Source organism: Luteibacter sp. 329MFSha (assembly GCF_900111665.1).
Lineage (GTDB): Bacteria > Pseudomonadota > Gammaproteobacteria > Xanthomonadales > Rhodanobacteraceae > Luteibacter.
This window is the reverse complement of sequence record NZ_FOJE01000002.1, coordinates 392,817-414,522: the sequence shown is the minus strand read 5'-3', so window position 1 is coordinate 414,522 and position 21,706 is coordinate 392,817. Positions and strand designations below refer to the sequence as shown.

The window sequence follows — 21,706 nt, the reverse complement described above, 5'->3', positions numbered from 1 at the left end:
GTCGATCGTTGCGAAGCGCAAAGATAGCGCGCGCAAGGGTCGTCCGTCGCCGCCTCAGGGCGCTTCGCGCGCGGCGATGCCCATGTCGCGGAGGAACGCCAGCGAATCGGCGAGGACACGACCGGCGGCCGGCGAGCGCTCGGGCGAGGCGAGTACGTGGGCGGCGTGGTCGTAGGCCACCAGCCGACGGCGATCCGCCGCCGTGCCGAGCCAGCCGAACGCGTCGCGCATGGCGGCCACGGAAGTCAGCGTGTCGCGGTCGCCTTCACCGCCGTCCCAGACGCCGAAGAACACGGGACACGTCACGGCCGCGAGGTGCTCGGGCCGCATCCATTCGAGGAACAGCCGTGCGATCGCCCGATAGGCGTCGGAATGGACGATGCTGGACCAGTAGCGGCGCTGGAACGGCGAGCGCTCGCCCGGTGGTTCGACGGGACCTTCGAGGAGCACGGCCGCGCGCAGCTGCGCCGCGTCGTGCACGCGGATGCCGGGCGACCACGCCACGACGGCGGCGACCGCCTCCGGCCGCCGCGCGGCGACGTCGAGCGCCAGCGACGCACCCATGGACGTCGCGACCAGCACGACGCGCTCGCCCAGCGCGAGTCCGATGTCGAGCGCCGCGTCGGCATCGGCACGCCAGCGCTCGGGCGTGATGCCCGCCATCGCGTCCGGAAGGGCGCTGCCGTGTCCCGTCAGCCGGTTGAGGAAGAGATGCGCGTCGCAGGCGTCCGCGATGGCGCGATGCGCCGGCGCGCCTTCCGCCTGGCTCGCCGTGAACCCGTGCAGGTACACCACCGACAAGGGGCGGCGTTCGTGCGGCGCCGCGCCCCGGAAAACGATCCTCGCCTCGTTGTCGGGCTTCAGACCCGGAACGGCGAGCTCGCCGGTGGCGATGCGCGTGGCGAGACCGTCGAGTTCCGTGCGTGCCGTCATGCGTCGACGGCGGACCGGGTGACTTCGCGCTGGCTTTCGACGAACCGGCGCACGGAACGCGTGAGCGCGTCCACTTCAGGCACCGCGGCGCGCATGTCGCCGCCAGCCTCGATGAGCACGCCGATGTCGTCGCAGACGTGCGCTGCGCCGGGAACGCCGAGGTTGCCGAGCACGTTGCGCAGCGAATGCAGCGATTCCGACGCGACCGCCACGTCGTGCGCCAGGGCCGAGGCGCGCAGGCTGGCGAGGTAGTCGTCGGCCGTACGCGCGCACAAGTCGACGAAGCCGACGAATTCCGCGGGGCTCGTCAGGGCGCGCATGTCGTCCAGCGGCGTCTTCGCGTCCCGCTCGTCGCCCGCCTCGGCATTCCCCTGCCAGCGTCGCGCGGCATGGTCGAGGCGGCGCTCGTCGGCGACCGACTCGATGACGTCGAGCAGCCGCTGCGCGGCGATGGGCTTGGTCAGGTAGGCACGCGCACCGGCGCGGAAGGCGATGCGCACCGCATCGTGGCTCGAATCCGCGCTCAGCATCACGATCGGCGGCACGGCCCCGATGCGCCGCGCGCCCTCGATGCGGCCCAGCACGTCCCAGCCCGAGCTGCCGGGCATGTGCAGGTCCATGAAGATGATGTCGAAACGTTCGTCGGCCAGACGGGCGAGGGCTTCGTCGCCGCTCGCGCTGAACACCGCGACGTGGCCGGCGCGTTCGAGGATGCGTCCGACGATCTCGCGATTTGCCGCGTTGTCGTCGACGACGAGGCAACGCTGCGACGCGACGCGCCCGCGATGATCGTCCAGCAGTTCCACGAGCGGCGTATCCGCGACGCTGCGCGCACCGGGCGCTGCGTGGGGAAGCGAGAAGCGCCAGGTGAACACGGAGCCGCCCATCGGGTTGTCCGTGACCTCCAGCGTGCCGCCCATCTGCTCGGACACGTTGCGCACGATGTAGAGGCCCAGCCCCACGCCTTCCTGGCGCCGTCCCTCGCCGGCGCTTAGCTGGTGGAACGGATCGAAGATGCGCTGCTTGTCGTCGTCGGGGATGCCGATGCCGGTGTCGGTGACCGTGCAGACGATCGTCGGATCCCGGCCGCCGATGCCCGCGAGCAGTTCGATGCGCACGTCGACCGCGCCGCCGGGCGGCGTGAACTTCACCGCGTTCGAGGCGAGGTTCGACAGCACCTGCTCGATGCGTCCCGGATCGCCGGCGAAGATGCCGTCGACGGTCGCGTCGCGCGCCAGGCTGAAGGCGACGCGCTTCTCCGCCGCGAACGAGCGGCACACGGCGCCGACGGTGGCGAGTACTTCGTCGAACGCGAAAGGCTGGTGGCGCAGCGTGAAGCTTCCTCCCGCGAACGATGCCACGTCGAGGACGGCGTTCACCCGGTGCAGCAGCGCGTTCGCATTCGTCGAGAGCAACGCGACCAGACGCCGCTGGTCGTCGGACATCGCCGAGGTGTCGATCAGCGAGGCCGAGTGGATCACTGTGCTGAGCGGCGTGCGCATCTCGTGGCTCATCATCGAGATGAAGCGGTGCTGCGCTTCGCGCGAGGCGATCGCTTCCGCCGACACTTCGCGCAGCGCGTCCATCACGCGGTAGAGCGTCATCGGCAGCACGATCACGAGCGCCAGCGCATACAGCGCATAGGCCGGGCGCGCGATCCAGTAGCCATCGGGTGCGACCACGAGCAGCACGCCCACGGACGCCACCACGCCCGCGATGAACACGCGGCGGCTGTAGCGCACGCCGAGCGCGACCGAAAGGAAGGGCAGCACGGCGGTCAGCGTGATGACCAGCATGAAGCCGACCTTGAGCAGCACCGCGACCATCGCGAAGTTCGCGATGCTGCCGACGGCGTCGATCGCGCTGCTCTGCCTCAGCGAGCCCGCACGGACGCCGAGCATCCAGAACGTGCTGAGGACGAAGAGCGACACGGCCACCGGGACGACGCGGTTCGCTTCGACGGCCATCTTCACGGGGCCATGCAGCCACGCGGCGCTCCACACGACGATGAAGCCGAGGATGACGGTGCGCATCAGCGAGACGTGGTATTCGCGGAAGCTCGCCACGATGCGGTCGATGCGCGGGTTGCGCAGACGCTCGGCGACGTCGCTGAGCATCACTGGCCCGGCGCGCTTGCCGCTACCGCCATCGATCTTCATGCGTGCCTGGTCCGACTCCCCCGATACCCGCCTAGTCTATGAACTCTGCCCGTGCTGGCAAGTGCGGTCGCAGTAAGAACTCGTGCCGAAAACGTTTACTCCGTTGGGACACCTGCCCTGCGGATCAACCGGACGCCTTCCTGGCACGGGTGGATTTCTTCGCCGCGGTCGGCGATTTCGCCACCGCCGCTTTCTTCGTGGCCTTCCGGCGACCCGCCGCCTTGCCAAGGCGCACCCAGGTCGGGGCGTGGTCGCTGGCCTTGGGCTGGTCGCGGACCCAGCGATCCACATCGGCGTCCTCGAGGCGCGCGGCGAGGTCGGGCGAGAGCAGCAGGTGATCGATCCGCAGGCCGCGGTTGCGCGGCCAGTGCTGGCGGAAGTAATCCCAGAACGTGTAGATGCGCTCGTCCGGATGCCTCGCGCGCAGGGCGTCGGTCCAGCCCTGCGCCAGCAGGCGCGCGTACGCGTCGCGGCTTTCGGGTTGCAGGAGCGCGTCACGACGCCAGTGCTTCGGATCGTAGATGTCCTCGTCCGTGGGCACGACGTTGTAGTCACCCGCGAGCACCACGGGGTGGCCGGACACGATGAGACCCTTCGCGTGCTTGATCAGCCGCTCGAACCAGGCGAGCTTGTAGTCGAACTTCGGTCCCGGCCAGGGATTGCCGTTGGGCAGGTAGAGGCACCCTACCAGCACCCCATGGGCCGCGGCTTCGAGATATCGGCTCTGCGAGTCTTTCGGATCGCCGGGCAGGCCGCGGCGGCTCTCCACCGGATCGACGCCCTTCGCCAGGATCGCCACGCCGTTCCACGACGACTGTCCGGCCCACAGGGCGCCGTAACCCGCGTCGTGGATGGCGTCGATGGGGAAGCCGGCGTCGGTCGCCTTCAGTTCCTGGAGGCAGGCGATGTCCGGCGCCTCGCGTTCCAGCCATTCGAGCAGGTGGGGCAGGCGCGAGCGGATGCCGTTGACGTTGTACGTCGCGATCTTCATGCGGCGACTTTCCGGGAGCGGCGGTCGACGCCCGGTGATGGCGTGAAAACGTAGCAGTGGCCGTTGGCATGACATTTGCCTCGATCTAAACCGACCTGAGATCGCGTCCGCACGAACCCGGCGGGGCATGAATTTTTGCGACCGGAGTGGCCAACGATATGCACGTTTTCGGCAGCCGCATGCCCATGCACGAAAGTCCACAAAAACCCATAGTTACATCGTTTTCTGCTGCGACGCGGCATGTCGTTTGGACGGCTGGACGGCCGTTCGCGACACGCAATGTCCTGCTGGACAACCGCGATCCCGTGCTGTAAACCGTTCGTCTTATCCATTTGGATCGTGATAAATGGATGGTGTGGCGATGGAGCGCGGGCGGGGGCATCGAGGCTCCATCGTGTGCTACCGGACGGGGGTCCGGCGCCACGGCCCCGTGCTTCGTCGTTATTTCGGGGCATTACATTTCGGGGAAGGCATGAACAAGTATTTTCTTCGCAGGAGCGCACTCGCACTGGCGGTCTGTACCTGCCTGGGCGGCGTTTCAGGCGCGTATGCGCAGTCCACTACCGGCGGCCTCAACGGTACGGTGCCGGCAGGTGGCAACCAGACGATCGTCCTCGAAAGCGGCACGGGTTTCCGTCGTGAGGTCGGGGTCGACGCGAACGGGCGTTACAGCGCGACGCAGCTGCCGCTGGGCACGTACAGCGTCACCCTGATGCGCGACGGCGCACCCGTCGATTCGCGCAAGAACGTCACCCTGCGCGTCGGCGCGAGCACCGACGTCTCGTTCGCCGCACCGGCGGCCGCCGGCAACGCGGAAAGCCTCGAAGGCGTGACGGTCACCGGCACCGCGCTTCCCAGCATCGACGTCACCGCGGTCGACTCCCGCACGGTCATCACTTCCGAGCAGCTCGCCCGCATGCCGCTGGGCCGTTCCGCCGAAGCCATCGCGCGCCTCGCGCCGGGCGTGGTCAACAACGGCGGCGGCTTCGCCAGCGATACCGGCAAGTCGGTCGTCAGCTTCGGCGGCGCCGCGGCCAACGAGAACGCGTATTACATCAACGGCTTCAACACCACCGATCCGCTCAATGCGCTCGGCGGCCTGCAGCTGCCGTATGGCGCGATCGACCAGCAGGAAGTCTATACGGGCGGTTACAGCGCCCAGTACGGGCGTTCCGACGGCGGCGTGATCAGCCAGGTCGGCAAGCGCGGCACCAACCAGTGGCATTACGGCGCCCAGATCATCTGGGAGCCGAACTGGGCCCGCGCCTCTGGTCCGAACCTGCATTACGCGAACACTCCCGCGTCCGCCCCGGCCGGCGACCTGTACCAGCCGAAGAGCCAGAACGACAAATGGACGACCACGGTCAGCGCCTACGCGGGCGGCCCGCTGATCAAGGACAAGCTGTTCTTCTTCCTGGCGGGCGAGTTCGAAAAATCGGGCGCGCGTAACGTCAACTCCGTCGGCAGCAGCACGCCCGCCTCGACGAACACGTACGAGAATCCGCGCTGGTACGCCAAGCTCGACTGGAACATCAACGACAGCAACATCCTCGAGGTGACCAGCGTCGGCGACAAGCGCGAGGGTTCGGGGACGCGCTACGGCTACAACTACCGCGACCTCTCCCGCACGGTCCGCCTCGGTGACGTGAACGACACCAAGACCGGCGGCGATCTGTGGATCGGCAAGTACACCAGCTACATCACCGACGACCTGACCGTGAGCGCCACCTACGGCAAGATGTCGAGCAAGAACTACGAGCAGCCGACCAACTACGATCCGAACCTCGTCCGCGTCGACAACCCGGTTCGCCAGAACCCGGCGCTCAACGGCGGCACCCCGATCCAGAACAGCCAGGTCGGCGACATCAGCTCGCCGGGCCGCGGCAACAAGTCGACCAACCTGCGTTTCGACGTGCAGTACGTCGCCGGCGACCACACGCTTTCCGCCGGTATCGACAATGTCCGATCCCGCGTCCTCGACTTCGGTACCGCCAGCCCCGGTCCCGGCTATACCTGGAGCTACGGGCAGTCGGCCGATCCCAACGAACCGATCGACGATACCCCGGGACGCAACTTCGTCCCGGCGCCGGGCGCCTTCCCCAACGGTCAGCAGGGCTACTGGGTTCAGCGCAGCGTCGTGAGCAACCTGGTCAACGTGCGTTCCGACCAGAGGGCGCAGTACATCGAGGACAAGTGGCAGATCAACGATCGCGTGCTGCTTTCAATCGGTCTTCGCAATGACCAGTTCACCGACTACAACCAGTTCAGCCAGCCGTTCATCAAGCAGACGCGTCCGCAGTGGGCACCACGCCTCGGCGCCTCGTGGGACGTGAATGGCGACGGCAGCTTCAAGGTCTACGCCAACGCGGGCCGTTACTACCTCGGCCTGCCGCTGAACCCGGCCACGGGCGCCGCCGCGGGTTACACCGCGACGCAGCAGTACTTCACGTACTCCGGCATCAACCCGGTGGACGGCACGCCGACGGGCCTCACGCAGTTCAGCAACGTGGTATCGGGCAACAACTCCTACGGCATCCCGCCCGACCCGCGCACGGTCGCCGCGAAGGACCTGAAGTCGGAGAACCAGGACGAGTACATCCTCGGCTTCGACAAGTCGTGGAACGAGAACTGGACCTACGGCGTCAAGCTGACCCAGCGCAAGCTCAATGCGGTCATCGACGACTTCTGCGACCTCGACGTCGTGACGAACAAGGCCACGGCGCTGGGCTACACGGTCGGTTCCACGAACAGCTGCTACCTCGTCAACGGCGGCCATTCGAACAAGTTCACGCTGATCGACCAGGCGGGCAACCCGTTCGTCGTGCCGCTGAGCCGCGAAGAAATGGGCATGCCCCGGACGAAGCGCAAGTACTACAGCGCCGAGTTCTACGCCGAGCACCAGTTCGACGGCACCTGGTACGGCAAGTTCGACTACGTGTTCTCGCGTTCGTACGGCAACACCGAAGGCCAGGCGCGTACCGATACCCGTCAGTCGGGCGCCGCGGGCAGCGTGGATTGGGACAACCGTTACGTGATGGACGGCGCCAATGGTCCGCTGGGCAACGACCACACGCATGTGTTCAAGGCATACGGCTATTGGCAGTTCGCGCCCGAGTGGCAGGTATCCGGCAACCTCCAGGCCATCTCTGGCGCCCCGGAAGTGTGCCTCGGATACTTCGGCCCCGACCAGCAGGATCCCGCGCACTACAACAGCTCCTACCACTGGTGCGACGGCAAGCGTTCGCCGCCGGGCGACAAGGGTCGCCTGCCGTGGACGTTCCAGCTGGATCTCGGCGTGACGTACCGTCCGGAATGGGCGGGCTCGAAGCTCGCGTTCTCCGCGAACGTGTTCAACGTGCTCAACCAGCAGCGCGCGACGTTCCGCTACCCGACCCAGTACGAGTCGCGCGGCACGCCGCACCCGATCTATCGCGTACCGCTCATCACCCAGGACCCGCGTTACGCGCGCCTGGCCGTCAGCTACGACTTCTGAGGACCGACGCCGATCTGAAGATCCCTGTGTGACACTTGCGCCCCTCTCCGTAAGCCGGCTCCTCCCCAGCCGGTTTACGGGGACCGGGCGCTCTTTTTTTGCCCGGTGTCCTAGCGAACCTCGCCCGAGGCGGCGACGACCATCTCGATGTAGCCGAGGATCTCCTGGATCGGGATCTCGAAGATGCCGGCATCGCCGTTGTCGTACGCCTGGCGCCAGACGGCGTAGCCGTCCTTCCAGCTTTCGTCGCCGTCGGCATCGCCGTCGTGGGCCAGCAGGCTCGCGTCCAGGGTGCCGCGCGAGACGGCGGCGTGATTCATCGCCGGCTGCAGGCCGCCCGGCACGCGGTGGTTGCGCAGCTTCACGCCGAGGATCGAGACATGGAAGACATCGCCGTCCTCGGGCTCACGCTCGATTCGGCGGATGGCGACGCGGGACGCCTCCTCGCCCGGACGGGTGCGATAGGTCCAGGACTGTCCCACGGCATAATCGGGTTTCACCGGTGCTTCCTCCCGCTTCACAAGGCCCCGCATCTTAGTGCAGCCGGGGCCGGCGGGCGCCTGCCGGACGTCCCGGGGCGATATGGCTTAAACTTGCGCCCATGAGCGCGCCCTCCGGGGTCCGGCGCTTGCGCGAGGCAGCGCGGCCGGCGGCCGCTTCCCCAGCCATGGCATCCGCCCGCGCACGGCGCTCGCGGCACGTCCCTTCATGTTTCGAGGTTAGATAAGACCATGGTGGCATTGGCGACCGAGCACGTCATCGACGTGCACCACTGGAACGACAGCCTTTTCAGCTTCCGCACCACGCGCGACCCGGGTTTCCGCTTCGAGAGCGGGCATTTCGTGATGATCGGCCTCGAAGTCGACGGGCGCCCGCTGATGCGCGCCTACTCGATCGCGAGCGCCCATTACGAAGAGCACCTGGAATTCTTCAGCATCAAGGTGCAGGACGGCCCCCTCACCTCGCGCCTGCAGCACCTGAAACCGGGCGATCCCGTCATCGTCAGCCGCAAGCCGACCGGCACGCTGGTGCTCAACGACCTGAAGCCGGGCAAGCGCCTGTACCTGTTCGGCACCGGCACGGGCCTCGCGCCCTTCCTGTCGATCATCCGCGACCCGGACACCTACGAGCGCTTCGACCGGATCGTCCTCGCGCACGGCGTCCGCCACGTGGACGACCTCGCCTATTCCGACTACATCGAGAACGAGCTGCCGAAGCACGAATACCTGGGCGACCTGGTGCGCGAGAAGCTCATCTACTACCCCACGGTGACGCGCGAACCGTTCCGCAACCGCGGCCGCATCACCGACGCCATCGCCGACGGCGAACTGGCCCGGGCGACGGGCCTGCCGCAGCTGAATCCGGCCGAGGACCGCGTGATGCTCTGCGGCAGCCCGTCGATGCTGGAAGACATCTGCGTCCTGCTGGACGGCGAGGGCTTCGAAGCGTCGCCGCGCACGCGCGAGCCGGGCGATTACGTGATCGAGCGGGCGTTCGTCGAGAAGTAACCGCCTCACTCCTTGCGGACGCGGCCCTGCCCTTCGTTGTCCCAGTAGCCGAAGATCCGTCGCGCGATCAGCTTGTACAGGCGCTTTCCCGTCGCCCGCCACAGCCGCGAATGCGGCGCCGGACGGGCGAGGATCGCGCGCTGCCGCGACGACAGGGCCTCCGGCGCGTACGTCCGCTTGTGCTTGAGCAGATGGCGGAGGTCCTCGCGCGCCAGCAGGCGGAACAGCGTGCCGCGCCGTCCGCGCGTCCAGGCGATCTGGAAATCGACGAGGCCCGGCGAGCCGTCCTCGCGCACCAGCCAGTTGGGTTCCTTGGCGAGATCGTTGTGCACGATGCCGCGCCGATGGAGCCGTGCGAGCAGCCGCAGGGCATCCCTGTAATAGGCCTCGTCGAGCGGTTTGCCGACCTGCATCGGCTGACCGGCCATGTAGCTGCGCTCGAGCACGCGACCGTCCCAGGCGAGCAGGCGAGGCACGCCGTCGAGACCGTCGAGCCGGGACAGCGCCCGCGCCTCGCGTGCGGCGGCACGGCGCGCGAACCAGCGCGCCCACCAGCGGGCGGCGGCGATGTCGCGGCGGATCAGCAGCACGCCGTCGCGCTCGACGCGTTCGATGCGCCCGAGTTCGTCGGCCTTGAGCAGGGTGACGGATTCCGTCATCGCGTTATGCACGCCTCTCCTTCGGTTCGTTGACGCGCCCTCCGCGACGGGAAAGGCTAAGATGCCCGTTCTCGCAGGGAGATAACGCAAGATGCTGGTGCGACACATCCTGTCGCTGGTCTTCGCCACGGCCGGGCTCGTCGCCTGCCGCGATGGCGCCGACCGCGCGAACGACGGGGACAAGCCGCCGCCGGCACGGGCGAGCGCCGCCAAGGATACCGAATCCGGCGACGATGGCCTCTACACGATGGAACTGTCGCTGCCCGACCTGCCGCCGCGCGCGGCGCCGTTGCGCGACCTGATCGACCGCTACGTGGAACGGCAGAAGCGCGACTTCCTGGCCAGTCTCGGCACGCCCGCCGCCCGCGCGAGGGCGCGCGAACTGCCCTGGGACCTCAACCTGGACATCGCGGTGGCCTCGCGCACGGACCGCTTCATCAACGTGCAGGTCGACGGGTCCGCCTTCACGGGCGGTGCCCATCCCGCGCCCATCGTCGACAGCTTCACCTACGACATGGAGCAAGGGCGCGTGGTCGGCATCGGCGAACTGTTCGCCGATCCGCATGCCGCCGAAAGCGCCTTCGCGGCCGAGGCGCGGCGCCAGCTCTTCACCGCGCTCGACGACCAGGACACGCCGCTGGCCTCCGACAGCGAGCAGATCGACCTGGGTACCGAACCCGGCAAGGGCCACTACCGGGTGTTCAGCCTGCTCACGGGCCCGGACAACAAGGTGCACGGTCTCACCTTCATCTTTCCGCCGTACCAGGTGGCGTCGTATGCCGCGGGTCCCCAGGCGATCGACGTACCGAGCGAGGCCTTCGCGTCCTTCCTGAAGCCGGAATACCGCGAGGCGTTCCACTGATGGAGTTCTTCCTCTACCTGCTCTCGGCCGCGCTGATCGTCGGCGGCGTGGCGGGCGCGATCCTGCCGGTGCTGCCGGGCATCCCCATGATCTTCGGCGGCATTTGGCTCGCCGCCGCCGTCGATGAATACCGCCACCTCGGCTGGGCCTGGCTCGTCGCGATCGGCATCGTCGCCGCGGCCGGCATCGCGCTCGATTTCGTTTCGGCCTCGATCGGCGCCAAGAAGATCGGCGCGAGTCCGCGCGCACTGTGGGGCGCGGGCGTCGGCACCGTGATCGGCATGTTCTTCGGCATCCCGGGCCTCGTCATCGGGCCGTTCGCCGGCGCCGTGGCGGGCGAGTTGTGGTCGGGCGAGAGCGTGCTGCGATCGGCGCACGTCGGCGTCAGCACGTGGATCGGCATGCTCATTGGCATCCTCGCCAAGGTCGTGATCTCGTTCCTGATGATCGGCATGGCGGGGCTCGCGCTGCTGTTCGCCTGACCCGACCATTGGTCACATTGGCGGGAGCGCCCTCACCCGCTAGTCTCGCCTGACCATATGGGGAGACACGCATGTTCCGACGAATCGCCCTCGCCGCCGCCGTGACGCTCGCGGTGGGCAGCCTCCACGCGCAGAGCGCCGCGCAGCCCGCCTGGATCGCACGCAGCAACGCCGACGCGCAGCCGCTGCTCGACATGACCGCGAAGTTCAGCCCGGAATCCGCCACCGAGATCGGCGTGAAGGGGTACGACGAGAAGACGGCCGACCTCGGTCCCGACACGGACAAGCGCCAGCGCGCCGCGCTCGTGCAGGTGCGCGAGACGGTGAACAAGCGTCTGGCCGAAGAAAAGGATCCGAACGTGAAGCAGGATCTTCAGATCCTGCTCAAGCAGATCGACGGCAGCATCAAGGGCATCGACCTCAACGCGAAGTACCTGCTGCCCTGGTACGACGCCGGCGAGATCGTTTTCGGCGGCGAGTTCTCGCTGCTCAACGCCGAAAGCACGCCCGAGCAGAACAAGGCGGCCCTCGGGCGCCTCAAGTGCTACGTGGGCATGACCGCGGGCTGCACGCCCCTGGTCGATCAGGCACGTGCGCGCACGACGGAAAAGCTCGGCGACAAGAGCCTCCTCGGTCCGGTCAAGGCGGACGTCGAGCAGAAGCTCGGCAACACGCAGCGCTACGTCGACGGCATCCGCAAGCTGTTCGCCGAGCACAAGATCGCCGGTGCCGACGAGGCGATGGCGAAGCTCGACCAGCAGCTGAAGGATTACAACGCCTGGGTGAAGAAGACCGTGCTGCCGCGCGCACGCACCGACTTCCGCCTCCCGGAACCGCTGTACGCGTACAACCTCGAACAGGTCGGCCTCGACATCGCGCCGCGCGACCTGATCGATCGCGCCGAACTCGAGTTCATGGAGACGACCTACGCGCTGCAGATGCTCGCCCCGGTGGTCGCGAAGGCCGAAGGCCTCCCGGACGGCGACTACCGCGACGTCCTGAAGGCGCTGAAGAAGAAGCAGCTGGCGAAGGACAAGGTCGAGCCGACGTACCACGAGGTGATCGTCAGGATCGAGGACATCATCCGCAAGCAGCGTGTCGTGGAGCTCCCGAAGCGCAAGATGGCGATGCGCCTCGCCTCGGAAGCGGAGAACGCGCGCACGCCGGCCCCGCACATGGACCCGCCGCCGTTCATCGGCAACACGGGCCAGCGCGGCACCTTCGTGCTGACCACGGGCAACCCGCCCGCGGATGGCGACAAGACGCAGACGTACGACGACTTCACCTTCGAGGCCGCCGCATGGACGCTCACCGCGCACGAAGGCCGACCCGGCCACGAGCTCCAGTTCGCCGCGATGGTGGAGCAAGGCGTCTCGCTCACGCGTAGCCTGTTCGCCTTCAACAGCGTGAACGTCGAAGGGTGGGCGCTTTACGCGGAGGCCGAGATGGTTCCGTACGAGCCACCCGCGGGCCAGTTCATCGCGTTGCAGTTCCGCCTGCTGCGCGCGGCCCGCGCGTTCCTCGATCCCATGCTCAACCTCGGCATGATCACCCGCGATCGCGCGCACGACATCCTCGTGCACGACGTCGGCCTGTCCGAGCCGATGGCGCGCCAGGAACTGGACCGTTACACCCTGAACTCGCCGGGCCAGGCCACCGCGTATTTCTACGGCTACCTGCGCATCCTGCAGCTGCGCGCCGAGACGCAGACGAAGCTCGGTCCGAAGTTCGACCGCAAGGCGTTCAACGATTTCCTGATCAGCCAGGGCCTGCTGCCGCCCGACCTGCTGGCGGAAGCGGTGCGCACGCGTTTCGTGCCGGAGCAGGAGAAGAAGATCTCGGCGCGCTGATCAGGCGCGGGTCACGGATGCGGCCGGCTCCCACCCTGGCGAAGGTGGGAGCCGATCGTAGCGGCGATGTCAGGCGCCCTGCGCGCCCGGAATCACGTAGAGCAACACCGCGAGGTAATGCAGCACGCTGCCCGCGAGCACGAAGAAGTGCCAGATCGCGTGGTGGTACGGCAGGCGTCGCGCCATGTAGAAGGGCACGCCGGCCGTGTACGCCACGCCGCCGCCGAACAGCAGGAGCAGGCCGCCCGTGGGCACGTTGTCGCGCAACGGTTCGATCGCCACTACGGCCACCCAGCCCATCGCCACGTACATCGCCACGGCCGCCTTGCGATAGCGCTTGAGCAGGCCGAGCTCGGCCGCGCTGCCGACGATCGCGAGCGTCCAGATCGTCGCGAACAGGCCCCAGCCCCACGCACCCGGGAGCGCGAGCAACGTGAACGGCGTATACGTGCCGGCGATGAGCAGGAAGATGGCGATGTGATCGAGCGTTCGCAGGACGCGCTTCGCCATGGCGCCGGGAATCGAGTGGTACAGCGTCGACGCCGTGTACAGCAGGATGAGCGTGGTGCCGAAGACGGAGCTCGCCACCACCGCGCGCGCGCCGCCATACATCGCCGAAAACGCGACGAGCACCGCCAGGCCCGCGATGCTGAGCACGAGGCCGATCCCGTGGATGACGCTGCTGGCGACTTCTTCGCCCAGGGGATAACGCGGCTGCGTGCTGTCGATGACCATGACTGCTCCGGAATTCGGGTACGGGGACCGGTCGAGGGTAACCGAACCGGTGCGGCGACACATTGACCGCGGCACGCCGACGTTGTTCCATGGACCCATGACACTCGAACTGCTCGTGCACATCGGCCGTCTGCCGCCCCAGGGCGCGGGCCTTCGCGCCGCGCTCGCCATGGCGTCGCGCCTCGGCGCACGCCTCGACGCGATGCATGTCGTCGACCTGCCGGCCGCGGCCTTCACCGTTCCCGAGGCGGTGCCGATGCAGCTCGATGCGGTGCGCCAGCGATCGACGGATGCCAGAGCCGTCGCCGGCGACTGGGCGGAACTGCTCGCCTCGCGCGGCCTTCGCGGCAACTGGCGCGTCGGCAACGGCGACACCGTGACGCTGCTCGCGCACGCGTCGGCGGGCTACGATCTCGTGGTGATGGAGCGCTCGTCGACCATGCGCGGCGACGCACCCGTGGGTTTCGGCGTGGTCTCCCGCACGGTCTTCGCGTCGAGCCGCGGCGTGCTGGTGGTGCCGGAGGCGGCGACGGTCGACACGCTGGGCGAGCACGTACTCGTGGCCTGGAGCGGAAGCCGCGAGTCGGCGCTCGCCGTTCGCTCGTCGCTGCCGATGCTGCGCAAGGCCTCGCGGGTCACCGTGATCGACGGCAGCGTCGACGAGGACATCGGTACCTGCGCGCTGCCCGATACCAACATCTGCGGCTGGCTCGATACCCACGGCGTGAAGGCCGAGGTGCGACGTCTCGACGAGGCGTCGCGCGCCTCCCCGGGGCCGGCGCTGCTCGACATCGCGCATGCCGAAAACGCGGACCTCATCGTCATGGGCGCCTGGGGCCGGTCGCGGCTCTCCGAAATGGTGCTGGGCGGGACCACGCGATTCCTCTTCATGCAGTCCGACGTGCCGATGCTCGTCGCGCACTGACCGTCTGGCCGTCCATACGGCCCTATTGCAAGTTCCCGCGACCGCCGCCTAATCTGCAACCGGACCCGAACACGATCCCCGCCGGCCCCACCGGCCGTGTTCCCGACCGCGCATCACCTTCCCCCACGTTGCAGGAGGTGGCCCATGTCGTTCGCTCGTCCGCAGTCCCCCGCCGGAGTCCATCCGGATACCGTCCGCATCGTCGCGATGAGCGCGGCGATCGCCCTCAACGCCGCCGCCCTCATCGCCGTCATGCGGCCGATGGTGGCCACGCTGTCGCTCGATCCACCGCCGGCGCCGACCATCCGCCTCATCGATCATCCGGTCGAGCCCGTCGTCGTGCCGCCGCCTCCCATCGACCTGAAGCCGCTGCCGGTGAAACGGGCGCCCGCCCGGGCACAGCCCAGGGCCGTCGACGCACCGCCACCGGTGTCACCGGCCGCGACGACCGATGAAGGCACGACGCCCGCGCCGCCGGTCACGCCCGTGACGATCGCCCCGGCCAGCCAGCCCACCGCGCCGGTCGAGGCGACGCTGGCTTACGTCGCCGCGCCCGCACCCGCGTATCCGCGCATCGCGAAGGCCTCGCGCATGCAGGGCACGGTCACGCTACGCGTGCTGGTGGACGAGACGGGCAAGCCCATTGACGTGCTGATCGAAACGAGCAGCGGACACGCGGTGCTCGACAAGGCGGCCCGCGACCAGGTGCTCGCGGCATGGCGGTTCCGGCCGGCGACCGCGAACGGCCAGGCGGTCAAGGCGTGGGCCCGGATCCCGGTGAGTTTCGACTTGCGGGATATCTGAACGCGGGTCGCCGGAACGGTCGTGCCGCGGCTCAGCGCGGCACGACCACCACGTCGGGCTTGCGCGTGGCCCGGGCGATGGCCCAGACGACGATCGCGAGCAGGGCGACGGGCAGCAACACGGGAAGGAGCGCCAGCACCACCACGGGTGCGATGGCGAGCATGGCCACGCCGCCGATGACGGCACCGAGGACGGCGCCGACGATGCTGAAGACGCCACCGATGATGCCGAAGGCCAGCTTCAGGACCGCGCCGAGCAGCGCGAACGCAACCCAGAAGCCGATGGCGAGGACGACGAGCGAGGTGAGGACGATCATGGTCAGGTACTCCGGTCCGGTGTGACCGTCTCCGGGACGGTCGCCAGCTTGGATGCGGCTCCGCGCGAAACGGTTTAAGAGGCCGGGGTTACGGCGCCTTAACGGTCCCCATGGTCCACTCGCGGCCAGTAGAGTCATTAGCAGGGCCGCCCTTCCATGGGTAAGCGTACTTCCATCATCAGGACCTTGCGGGACATCGCGTTCGATCTGTCGGACGCCCCGCACCCGGACCTCGCCTCCATGGGGCGCGAGGTCGGTCGCGTGCTGCACGGGCGAACGGCCGAACTGGCCGAGATGCTCGGTCCGCTGCGCGAACGCCGCCGCGGATTCGAGCGCTGGATGCTCGCGGAACGCTCGCGGCCGCCCGTGAGCGTGCTGGTCATGGCGTGGCCGCCGGGCTATTCGACGCCGGTGCACGATCACGGCGGACTCTGGGGCCTCGAGGCCACCATCGCGGGCGCGCTGGAAGTCGAGTCGTTCGAAAAGGACGATGTCGACCACAGCCTGCGCAGCACCGGTCGCACGTGGCTGGGTCCGGGCGATGCCACGTGGTTCGACGCATCGGAATCGCATACCCATCGCTGCCGCAATTTGTCGCGGCACGAGACCGCGCTCACGCTTCACGTGTACGGTGGCGATCTGGCACAGTACCTCGCGTATGAGCAGCCCGGTCCGTCGAAACACTGGATCGCACGACCGCGGCAATCGATCATCGCGGGACGCCTGACGGCCTGACGGTCTCACGGCCCTCCACCCCACGCCCAGGGCGAAGGACCAACGCATGTTTCATAAGGTCGCCATCATCGGCGGTGGCGCGGCAGCGGCGACGCTGGTGAGCGAACTCCTCGAGCGAGGCACGAAGCCCCCGCTCCATCTCGACTGGTATGCGGGCGCCCCGGAGCCGGGGCGCGGCATCGCCTATGGCACGCCCTCGGGCGAGCACCTGCTCAACGTCCGCGCGGCGTCGATGGGCATGTTCGTGAGCAAGCCCGGCGGATTCCTCGAATACGCGCAGGAACGCGACCCGTCGGTCAAAGGATCCGACTTCCTGCCGCGTCGCCTGTACGGCGATTTTCTGCAGTCCCGCGTGGCGCAGGCGATCCGCAACGCGCCCGCGCTCGGCCACGACATCAACATCCTCCCGTTGTCCGCGGAATCGCTCGTGCCCTCCTCCGACGGCGTGACGATCGGCTACGGCGACAACGAAGCGCGCGCCGACGCGGCCGTGCTCGCGATCGGCTCGCTGCCGCCGCGCCCGCTGCCGGGCGTGGAGGACGCCGCGATCGCGAGTGGCCGCTACGTGGTGGATCCGTGGCCGTTCCTCGCCGGCGCCGTCGATGACGACCGTCCGTTGCGGGTGCTGGTGATCGGCCTCGGCCTCACCGCCGTCGACGTGCTTCTCGAACTCTCCAGGCGCTGGCCGAACGCGCGTTTCGACGCGCTGTCGCGCCACGGCAAACTCCCCGAGCCGCATCTCGCCGCCGCCTCCGCGCCGGCCGACGACGGCGGCGAACTCGTCGATGCGATGCGCGACGATCCGAACGTGCGCGCCTGGCTGCGGCGCCTGCGCGATGCCACGGCACACGCCGAGGACTGGCGCACCGTGATCGACGGCCTTCGACCGCACACGCAGGCGCTGTGGCGCGACCTTCCGCGCGGCGAGCGCGCCCGCTTCCTGCGCCATGCGCGCTGGGCGTGGGAGCGCGCGCGCCACCGGATGCCGCCGCAGGTCGCGGCGAAGATCGCGTCGCTGGAAAAGGCAGGCCGCCTCACGCGCGACCGTGGTCGCATGCGCTCGGTGCATCTCACGCCGGACGGCGTCCTCGACGTCACGCGCGGCGTGCCCGGCGGTGGCGACGTCGTGCAGTCCTACGACGTGGTCATCCAGACCGTGGGACTGAACACGGACACGCAGCGCACGGAACATCCGTTGATCCGGCAGCTCGTTCTCGGCGGGCACGTGGCGCCGGAGGCCGAAGGCCTGGGCCTCATGGCCGAGACGGACGGGCGGCTGCACGACGCGTCCGGCAAGCCGCGCGCCAACGTGTTCGCGATCGGCAGCCTGCTTCGCGGCACGTTGTGGGAATCCACCGCGATTCCGGAAATCCGCAAACAGGCGCAGGCGCTCGCCAACCTGCTGCTCTCACCCGACAAGCGGCGCTGATTCCAGCGCCGCTTCCCGTCGTCAGGCGAAGCCTTCCAGCACCACCTTGCCGATCGTCCGGCCGCTTTCGAGCAGCTGGTGCGCGCGACGCAGGTTGGCGGCGTCGATGATTCCGAGGTTCTCGCGCATCGTCGTGCGGATGGCGCCGGCGTCGACCAGGTTCGCCACCTCGTCGAGGATGCGGCCCTGCTCGCCCATGTCGTCGGTGTGGAAGAGCGACCGCGTGTACATCAGCTCCCAGTGCAGCGAGAGACTCTTGCGCTTGAGCAGGCGGATGTCCGGCGCCTCGGCCGGGTCATCGATCAGGCCGATCTTCCCGAAGGGCTTGAGCAGCTCGACGAGCGCGGCGAAGTGCTCGGTCGTGTGCGTGAGCGACAGCACGTAGTCGACGCCGGCCGGCGCGACCGCCTTCACCTGTTCCACCAGCGGCTTCGCGTGGTCCACGACGTGGTGCGCCCCCATCGCTTCCACCCATGCGCGGGTCTCCGGGCGCGACGCGGTGCCGATGACGGTGAGGCCCGTGAGCCGCCGCGCGAGCTGGACGGCGATGGAGCCGACGCCACCGGCCGCCCCGACGACCAGCAGCGTCGCCGGCCTGCCCTGCGTACCGTGCGGGATGCCCATGCGCTCGAACATCAGTTCCCAGGCCGTGATCGCGGTGAGCGGAAGCGCCGCCGCCTCCGCCATCGTCAACGTCGACGGCTTGCGGCCGACGAGGCGCTCGTCGACGGCATGCCGCTCACTGTCGCCCCCCGGCCGCTCGAGTTCCCCGGCATACCAGACCGCGTCGCCGGCCTTGAACCGCGTCACCTCCGCGCCGACGGCCACCACGGTACCGGCCACGTCCCAGCCCAATACGGTGTCGACGCCTTTCGGGTCAGCGTTGCGACGCCGCTTCGTGTCGATCGGATTCACGGACACCGCGTCGACCTTGACGAGCAGGTCGCGCGGGCCCGGCAGCGGCTCGGGCAGTTCGGCGTCGACGAGGCTGCGCGGATCGTCCGCGGGCAGCGGCTGGCGATAGATGACGGCTTTCATGTTCGATCGGTCTCCGAGGGGGTCAGGCGCAACCGGCGACGGCGGGCGTGGCCCGACGCTCGAGCGCGACGCTTGCCATCGTAGCAAGCAGCCCGGCGACCGTGACCGCCGCGCCGGCCAGGCTCACGACGGGCATCGCGTAGCCGGCGGCCAACACCGCGCCGCCCAGCCATGCGCCGCCGGCGTTACCGAGGTTGAACGCGGCGATGTTGAGCGTGGAGGCGAGGTTCGGCGCGTCCCCGGCGACATGGACCACGCGCGACTGCAACGGCGCCACCGTGGCGAAGGCGGCGATGCCCCAGACGAAGACCGTCACGATCGACGCCACCGTCGAATGCATCGTCCACGCGAACAGCACCAGCAGCAGCGTCAGCGCGACGAGGATGCCGGCCAGCGACGGCATCAGCTTCCAGTCGGCCAGACGGCCGCCGAGAATGTTGCCGATCGTCGTGCCGAGGCCGAACAGCACGAGCACGGCGCCCGTCCAGTGCGGGCTGATGTGCGACTGTTCCTGCAGGATCGGCGCGATGTAGGTGAACACGGTGAAGACGCCGCCGAAGCCGAGCACCGTCATGCCCAGCGCGATCAGCACCTGCGGCTCGCGCAGCACGCGCATTTCGCGCCCCATGTGCGGGGCCTTGAGGTTCGGCAGGGCCGGCACGAAGCGCGCGACCGCGAACGCGGCGACGATACCCAGCACCGTCACGGCCCAGAAGGTCGCGCGCCAGCCGGCGTACTGGCCGAGGAACGTGCCGAAGGGGACGCCGAGCACGTTGGCCAGCGTCAGCCCGGCGAACATGAGGGCGATCGCACGCGCGCGCTGGTTCACGGGAACGAGGTGGGCGGCCACGACCGCACCGATGCCGAAGAACGAGCCATGGCAGAACGCCGCGACCACGCGGGCGACCATCAGGACGTCGTAGCTCGGCGCGATGGCGCAGAGCAGGTTGCCCACGATGAACAGGCCCATGAGCAACAACAGGGCGCGCTTGCGCTCGAGCTTCGCGGTGAGGGCGGCGAGCAGCGGCGCGCCCACCGCGACGCCGAGCGCGTAGCCGGAGACGAGCATGCCGGCGGCCGGGATGGTCACCCGAAGGTCGGCGGCCACTTCGGGCAGGAGGCCCATGATCACGAATTCGGTGGTGCCGATCGCGAAGGCCGCCACCGCCAGGGCAAGCAGGGGCAGACGGGACGAGGGAACGTTCATAGGTTAGGCTCGATGGAAAGCGATAACGTGCATTCTCCTGCCCGGGCCCCCATGCAGAAACACCTGCCAGCGCCAAAGACTGTTGCCGCGGATTCGAAAGTGGAGGCCGCGCCCGCATGTTCGCGAGCCTGATCGCCGTCGCCGCCCTTTCGCTTCATGTCGCGGGCGTGTTCGCCGCCATGCACGCCGTGATGCACACGAGGACCGCGCAGGGCGCGTTCGCCTGGGTGCTGGGCCTCGTACTGCTCCCGTACGTGACGCTCGTCCCCTACCTATTCCTCGGATCCAGCCACTTCAGCGGTTACGTCGACCTGCACCGGCAACGGCAGGCCCGGTTCTTCCTGCTGCACGAGGAGGCCGGGCATCCGGGGCGGCCCGGCATGCTCGCCGCGCCCACGCAGGCCGGCGACATCCGTTACGACGCGATCGGGCGCATGCTCAAGACGGCGATGCACGGAGGCAACGCGCTCGCGCTGCACATCGACGGCGAGGCCGCCTTCGGCGCGATGTTCGCCGCGATCGCGCGCGCCGATCGCTACGTGCTGGTGCAGTTCTTCATCATCCACGACGACGTGCTCGGCCGCCGCCTGCGCGACGCGCTGCTGGAGCGCGCCGCGGCCGGCGTCGACGTCTGCCTCCTCTACGACAGCATCGGCAGCCACGCGTTGCCGGACAGCTACGTCGAGAGCCTGCGGACGGGCGGCGTGCACGTCCATCGCTTCGCCACGCGGCGCTGGCGCAATCGCTTCCAGCTCAACTTCCGCAACCACCGCAAGGTGCTCGTCGTCGACGGCGAGCGGGGCTTCGTCGGCGGACTCAACGCGGGCGACGAATACCTCGGCGCGAAGCCGCCCCTGTCGCCCTGGCGCGACACCCACATGGAGATCGAAGGGCCCGCCGTCGCCGACCTGCAGCGCGTGTTCGCCGAGGACTGGTACTGGGTGACCGGCGAGCGACCGCCGTCGTCGCCGCCACCCGAGCGCTGCGGCCGCGCGGAGACGATGATCGTCGCGACCGGACCCGCCGACCGCCAGGAAAGCTGCTCGCTGTTCTTCACCCAGGCCATCGGTTCGGCCACGCGCCGCGTGTGGATCACGACGCCCTACTTCGTCCCCGACCAGGCGGTGTTCAGCGCGTTGCGCCTGGCCGTCCACCGTGGCGTCGACGTGCGCATCCTCATTCCCTGCCGCCCGGATCACCGGACGGTCTTCATGGCGTCGTCGCTCTATGCGCACGAGGCCACGCTGGCGGGCATCCGCATGTTCCGCTACCAGCCCGGCTTCGTGCACCAGAAAGTGATGCTGATCGACGACGACACCGCGGTCGTCGGCAGCATGAACCTCGACAACCGCAGTTTCCGCCTCAACTTCGAGATCGCCGCGCTGAACGTCGACGTGCCGTTCGCGACCCAGGTCGAAGCCATGCTCGAACGCGACTTCGCGAACGCGGACGAGGTGAATCCCAACGACTACCGCCGCCTGTCGTATTTCCACCGCGTGGCGCTGCACGTGGCGCGGCTGTTCGACCCGATCCTCTGACGACCGGCTTGCGATACGGCCGTTACTCGGCTTGACTGGGCC

General features: G+C 68.6%; 19 protein-coding genes. 10 read left to right on the top strand and 9 right to left on the bottom strand.

Going from position 1 to position 21,706, the window contains the following annotated elements:
• Window positions 1-54 precede the first annotated feature (54 nt).
• The 3 genes from BMW54_RS13110 to xth all read right to left on the bottom strand — a co-directional run bounded on the left by BMW54_RS13110 (window position 55) and on the right by xth (window position 4,083).
• Window positions 55-933 (bottom strand): alpha/beta hydrolase, encoded by an 879-nt coding sequence (locus tag BMW54_RS13110; protein WP_090056686.1) that lies wholly within the window; start codon window positions 931-933, stop codon window positions 55-57.
• Window positions 930-3,092, bottom strand: a complete 2,163-nt coding sequence (locus BMW54_RS13105) for an ATP-binding response regulator (protein ID WP_090056684.1) — start codon at window positions 3,090-3,092, stop codon at window positions 930-932. Before BMW54_RS13105 ends, BMW54_RS13110 begins: the two co-directional genes overlap by 4 nt.
• Before the next feature lie 124 nt (window positions 3,093-3,216).
• Window positions 3,217-4,083 (bottom strand): exodeoxyribonuclease III, encoded by an 867-nt coding sequence (xth, locus tag BMW54_RS13100; protein ID WP_090056681.1) that lies wholly within the window; start codon window positions 4,081-4,083, stop codon window positions 3,217-3,219.
• A 472-nt stretch (window positions 4,084-4,555) separates the two neighbouring features.
• Here xth and BMW54_RS13095 point away from each other — a divergent pair, with 472 nt between their 5' ends.
• Window positions 4,556-7,576 carry a TonB-dependent receptor gene (locus BMW54_RS13095; RefSeq protein ID WP_090056680.1) on the top strand — a complete coding sequence of 1,007 codons (3,021 nt, stop codon included), beginning with the start codon at window positions 4,556-4,558 and terminating at the stop codon, window positions 7,574-7,576.
• Window positions 7,577-7,686: 110 nt separating this feature from the next.
• Here BMW54_RS13095 and BMW54_RS13090 read toward each other — a convergent pair whose 3' ends face one another.
• Window positions 7,687-8,076: a hypothetical protein gene (locus tag BMW54_RS13090; protein ID WP_090056677.1), complete on the bottom strand. Its 390-nt coding sequence runs from the start codon at window positions 8,074-8,076 to the stop codon at window positions 7,687-7,689.
• 231 nt (window positions 8,077-8,307) lie between these two features.
• Between BMW54_RS13090 and BMW54_RS13085 the strand changes: the two genes are divergently transcribed.
• Window positions 8,308-9,084 carry a ferredoxin--NADP reductase gene (locus BMW54_RS13085; RefSeq protein WP_090056675.1) on the top strand — a complete coding sequence of 259 codons (777 nt, stop codon included), beginning with the start codon at window positions 8,308-8,310 and terminating at the stop codon, window positions 9,082-9,084.
• Between the two features lie 5 nt (window positions 9,085-9,089).
• Here the strand turns inward: BMW54_RS13085 and BMW54_RS13080 are convergent, their stop codons facing one another.
• Window positions 9,090-9,743, bottom strand: a complete 654-nt coding sequence (locus BMW54_RS13080; RefSeq protein WP_090056673.1) for a protein kinase family protein — start codon at window positions 9,741-9,743, stop codon at window positions 9,090-9,092.
• A 91-nt stretch (window positions 9,744-9,834) separates the two neighbouring features.
• Between BMW54_RS13080 and BMW54_RS13075 the strand changes: the two genes are divergently transcribed.
• From BMW54_RS13075 to BMW54_RS13065, 3 genes are all read left to right on the top strand, one after another.
• A complete protein-coding gene (locus BMW54_RS13075; protein WP_090056671.1) occupies window positions 9,835-10,605 on the top strand; it encodes a DUF3298 and DUF4163 domain-containing protein in 771 nt (256 codons plus the stop codon).
• Entirely contained in the window at window positions 10,605-11,087 is a 483-nt protein-coding gene (locus tag BMW54_RS13070) for a DUF456 domain-containing protein (RefSeq protein ID WP_090056669.1), read from the top strand. Before BMW54_RS13075 ends, BMW54_RS13070 begins: the two co-directional genes overlap by 1 nt.
• A gap of 71 nt (window positions 11,088-11,158) precedes the next feature.
• Window positions 11,159-12,937, top strand: coding sequence for a DUF885 domain-containing protein (locus BMW54_RS13065; RefSeq protein ID WP_090056667.1), 1,779 nt, complete (start codon window positions 11,159-11,161; stop codon window positions 12,935-12,937).
• A 69-nt stretch (window positions 12,938-13,006) separates the two neighbouring features.
• On the opposite strand, the gene BMW54_RS13060 is transcribed toward BMW54_RS13065, so the two are convergent.
• A complete protein-coding gene (locus BMW54_RS13060; protein ID WP_090056665.1) occupies window positions 13,007-13,672 on the bottom strand; it encodes a PAQR family membrane homeostasis protein TrhA in 666 nt (221 codons plus the stop codon).
• A gap of 97 nt (window positions 13,673-13,769) precedes the next feature.
• Between BMW54_RS13060 and BMW54_RS13055 the strand changes: the two genes are divergently transcribed.
• Window positions 13,770-14,597 carry a universal stress protein gene (locus BMW54_RS13055; RefSeq protein ID WP_175472863.1) on the top strand — a complete coding sequence of 276 codons (828 nt, stop codon included), beginning with the start codon at window positions 13,770-13,772 and terminating at the stop codon, window positions 14,595-14,597.
• Between the two features lie 144 nt (window positions 14,598-14,741).
• Complete coding sequence (locus BMW54_RS13050; RefSeq protein ID WP_090056661.1) at window positions 14,742-15,401, top strand: energy transducer TonB; 660 nt, start codon at window positions 14,742-14,744, stop codon at window positions 15,399-15,401.
• A 31-nt stretch (window positions 15,402-15,432) separates the two neighbouring features.
• Here BMW54_RS13050 and BMW54_RS13045 read toward each other — a convergent pair whose 3' ends face one another.
• Entirely contained in the window at window positions 15,433-15,717 is a 285-nt protein-coding gene (locus tag BMW54_RS13045; RefSeq protein ID WP_090056659.1) for a hypothetical protein, read from the bottom strand.
• A gap of 156 nt (window positions 15,718-15,873) precedes the next feature.
• Here BMW54_RS13045 and BMW54_RS13040 point away from each other — a divergent pair, with 156 nt between their 5' ends.
• On the top strand, window positions 15,874-16,452 hold the full coding sequence (locus tag BMW54_RS13040) for a cysteine dioxygenase (protein WP_090056656.1): 579 nt from the start codon (window positions 15,874-15,876) through the stop codon (window positions 16,450-16,452).
• Window positions 16,453-16,498: 46 nt separating this feature from the next.
• On the top strand, window positions 16,499-17,881 hold the full coding sequence (locus BMW54_RS13035) for an FAD/NAD(P)-binding protein (protein WP_090056653.1): 1,383 nt from the start codon (window positions 16,499-16,501) through the stop codon (window positions 17,879-17,881).
• 21 nt (window positions 17,882-17,902) lie between these two features.
• On the opposite strand, the gene BMW54_RS13030 is transcribed toward BMW54_RS13035, so the two are convergent.
• Entirely contained in the window at window positions 17,903-18,919 is a 1,017-nt protein-coding gene (locus BMW54_RS13030; protein ID WP_090056651.1) for a zinc-binding alcohol dehydrogenase family protein, read from the bottom strand.
• 22 nt (window positions 18,920-18,941) lie between these two features.
• A complete protein-coding gene (locus BMW54_RS13025) occupies window positions 18,942-20,126 on the bottom strand; it encodes an MFS transporter (RefSeq protein WP_090056649.1) in 1,185 nt (394 codons plus the stop codon).
• A gap of 116 nt (window positions 20,127-20,242) precedes the next feature.
• On the opposite strand from BMW54_RS13025, the gene cls reads away from it, so the two are divergent.
• Window positions 20,243-21,664 (top strand): cardiolipin synthase, encoded by a 1,422-nt coding sequence (gene cls, locus BMW54_RS13020; protein ID WP_090056647.1) that lies wholly within the window; start codon window positions 20,243-20,245, stop codon window positions 21,662-21,664.
• Window positions 21,665-21,706 lie beyond the last annotated feature (42 nt).

Bases quoted from the DNA above. Each gene is read 5' to 3' on its own strand.
- BMW54_RS13110 (WP_090056686.1), bottom strand. From the start codon at position 933: ATGACGGCACGCACGGAACTCGACGGTCTCGCCACGCGCATCGCCACC.
- BMW54_RS13105 (WP_090056684.1), bottom strand. From the start codon at position 3,092: ATGAAGATCGATGGCGGTAGCGGCAAGCGCGCCGGGCCAGTGATGCTC.
- xth (WP_090056681.1), bottom strand. From the start codon at position 4,083: ATGAAGATCGCGACGTACAACGTCAACGGCATCCGCTCGCGCCTGCCC.
- BMW54_RS13095 (WP_090056680.1), top strand. From the start codon at position 4,556: ATGAACAAGTATTTTCTTCGCAGGAGCGCACTCGCACTGGCGGTCTGT.
- BMW54_RS13085 (WP_090056675.1), top strand. From the start codon at position 8,308: ATGGTGGCATTGGCGACCGAGCACGTCATCGACGTGCACCACTGGAAC.
- BMW54_RS13080 (WP_090056673.1), bottom strand. From the start codon at position 9,743: ATGACGGAATCCGTCACCCTGCTCAAGGCCGACGAACTCGGGCGCATC.
- BMW54_RS13075 (WP_090056671.1), top strand. From the start codon at position 9,835: ATGCTGGTGCGACACATCCTGTCGCTGGTCTTCGCCACGGCCGGGCTC.
- BMW54_RS13070 (WP_090056669.1), top strand. From the start codon at position 10,605: ATGGAGTTCTTCCTCTACCTGCTCTCGGCCGCGCTGATCGTCGGCGGC.
- BMW54_RS13065 (WP_090056667.1), top strand. From the start codon at position 11,159: ATGTTCCGACGAATCGCCCTCGCCGCCGCCGTGACGCTCGCGGTGGGC.
- BMW54_RS13060 (WP_090056665.1), bottom strand. From the start codon at position 13,672: ATGGTCATCGACAGCACGCAGCCGCGTTATCCCCTGGGCGAAGAAGTC.
- BMW54_RS13055 (WP_175472863.1), top strand. From the start codon at position 13,770: ATGACACTCGAACTGCTCGTGCACATCGGCCGTCTGCCGCCCCAGGGC.
- BMW54_RS13050 (WP_090056661.1), top strand. From the start codon at position 14,742: ATGTCGTTCGCTCGTCCGCAGTCCCCCGCCGGAGTCCATCCGGATACC.
- BMW54_RS13045 (WP_090056659.1), bottom strand. From the start codon at position 15,717: ATGATCGTCCTCACCTCGCTCGTCGTCCTCGCCATCGGCTTCTGGGTT.
- BMW54_RS13040 (WP_090056656.1), top strand. From the start codon at position 15,874: ATGGGTAAGCGTACTTCCATCATCAGGACCTTGCGGGACATCGCGTTC.
- BMW54_RS13035 (WP_090056653.1), top strand. From the start codon at position 16,499: ATGTTTCATAAGGTCGCCATCATCGGCGGTGGCGCGGCAGCGGCGACG.
- BMW54_RS13030 (WP_090056651.1), bottom strand. From the start codon at position 18,919: ATGAAAGCCGTCATCTATCGCCAGCCGCTGCCCGCGGACGATCCGCGC.
- BMW54_RS13025 (WP_090056649.1), bottom strand. From the start codon at position 20,126: ATGAACGTTCCCTCGTCCCGTCTGCCCCTGCTTGCCCTGGCGGTGGCG.
- cls (WP_090056647.1), top strand. From the start codon at position 20,243: ATGTTCGCGAGCCTGATCGCCGTCGCCGCCCTTTCGCTTCATGTCGCG.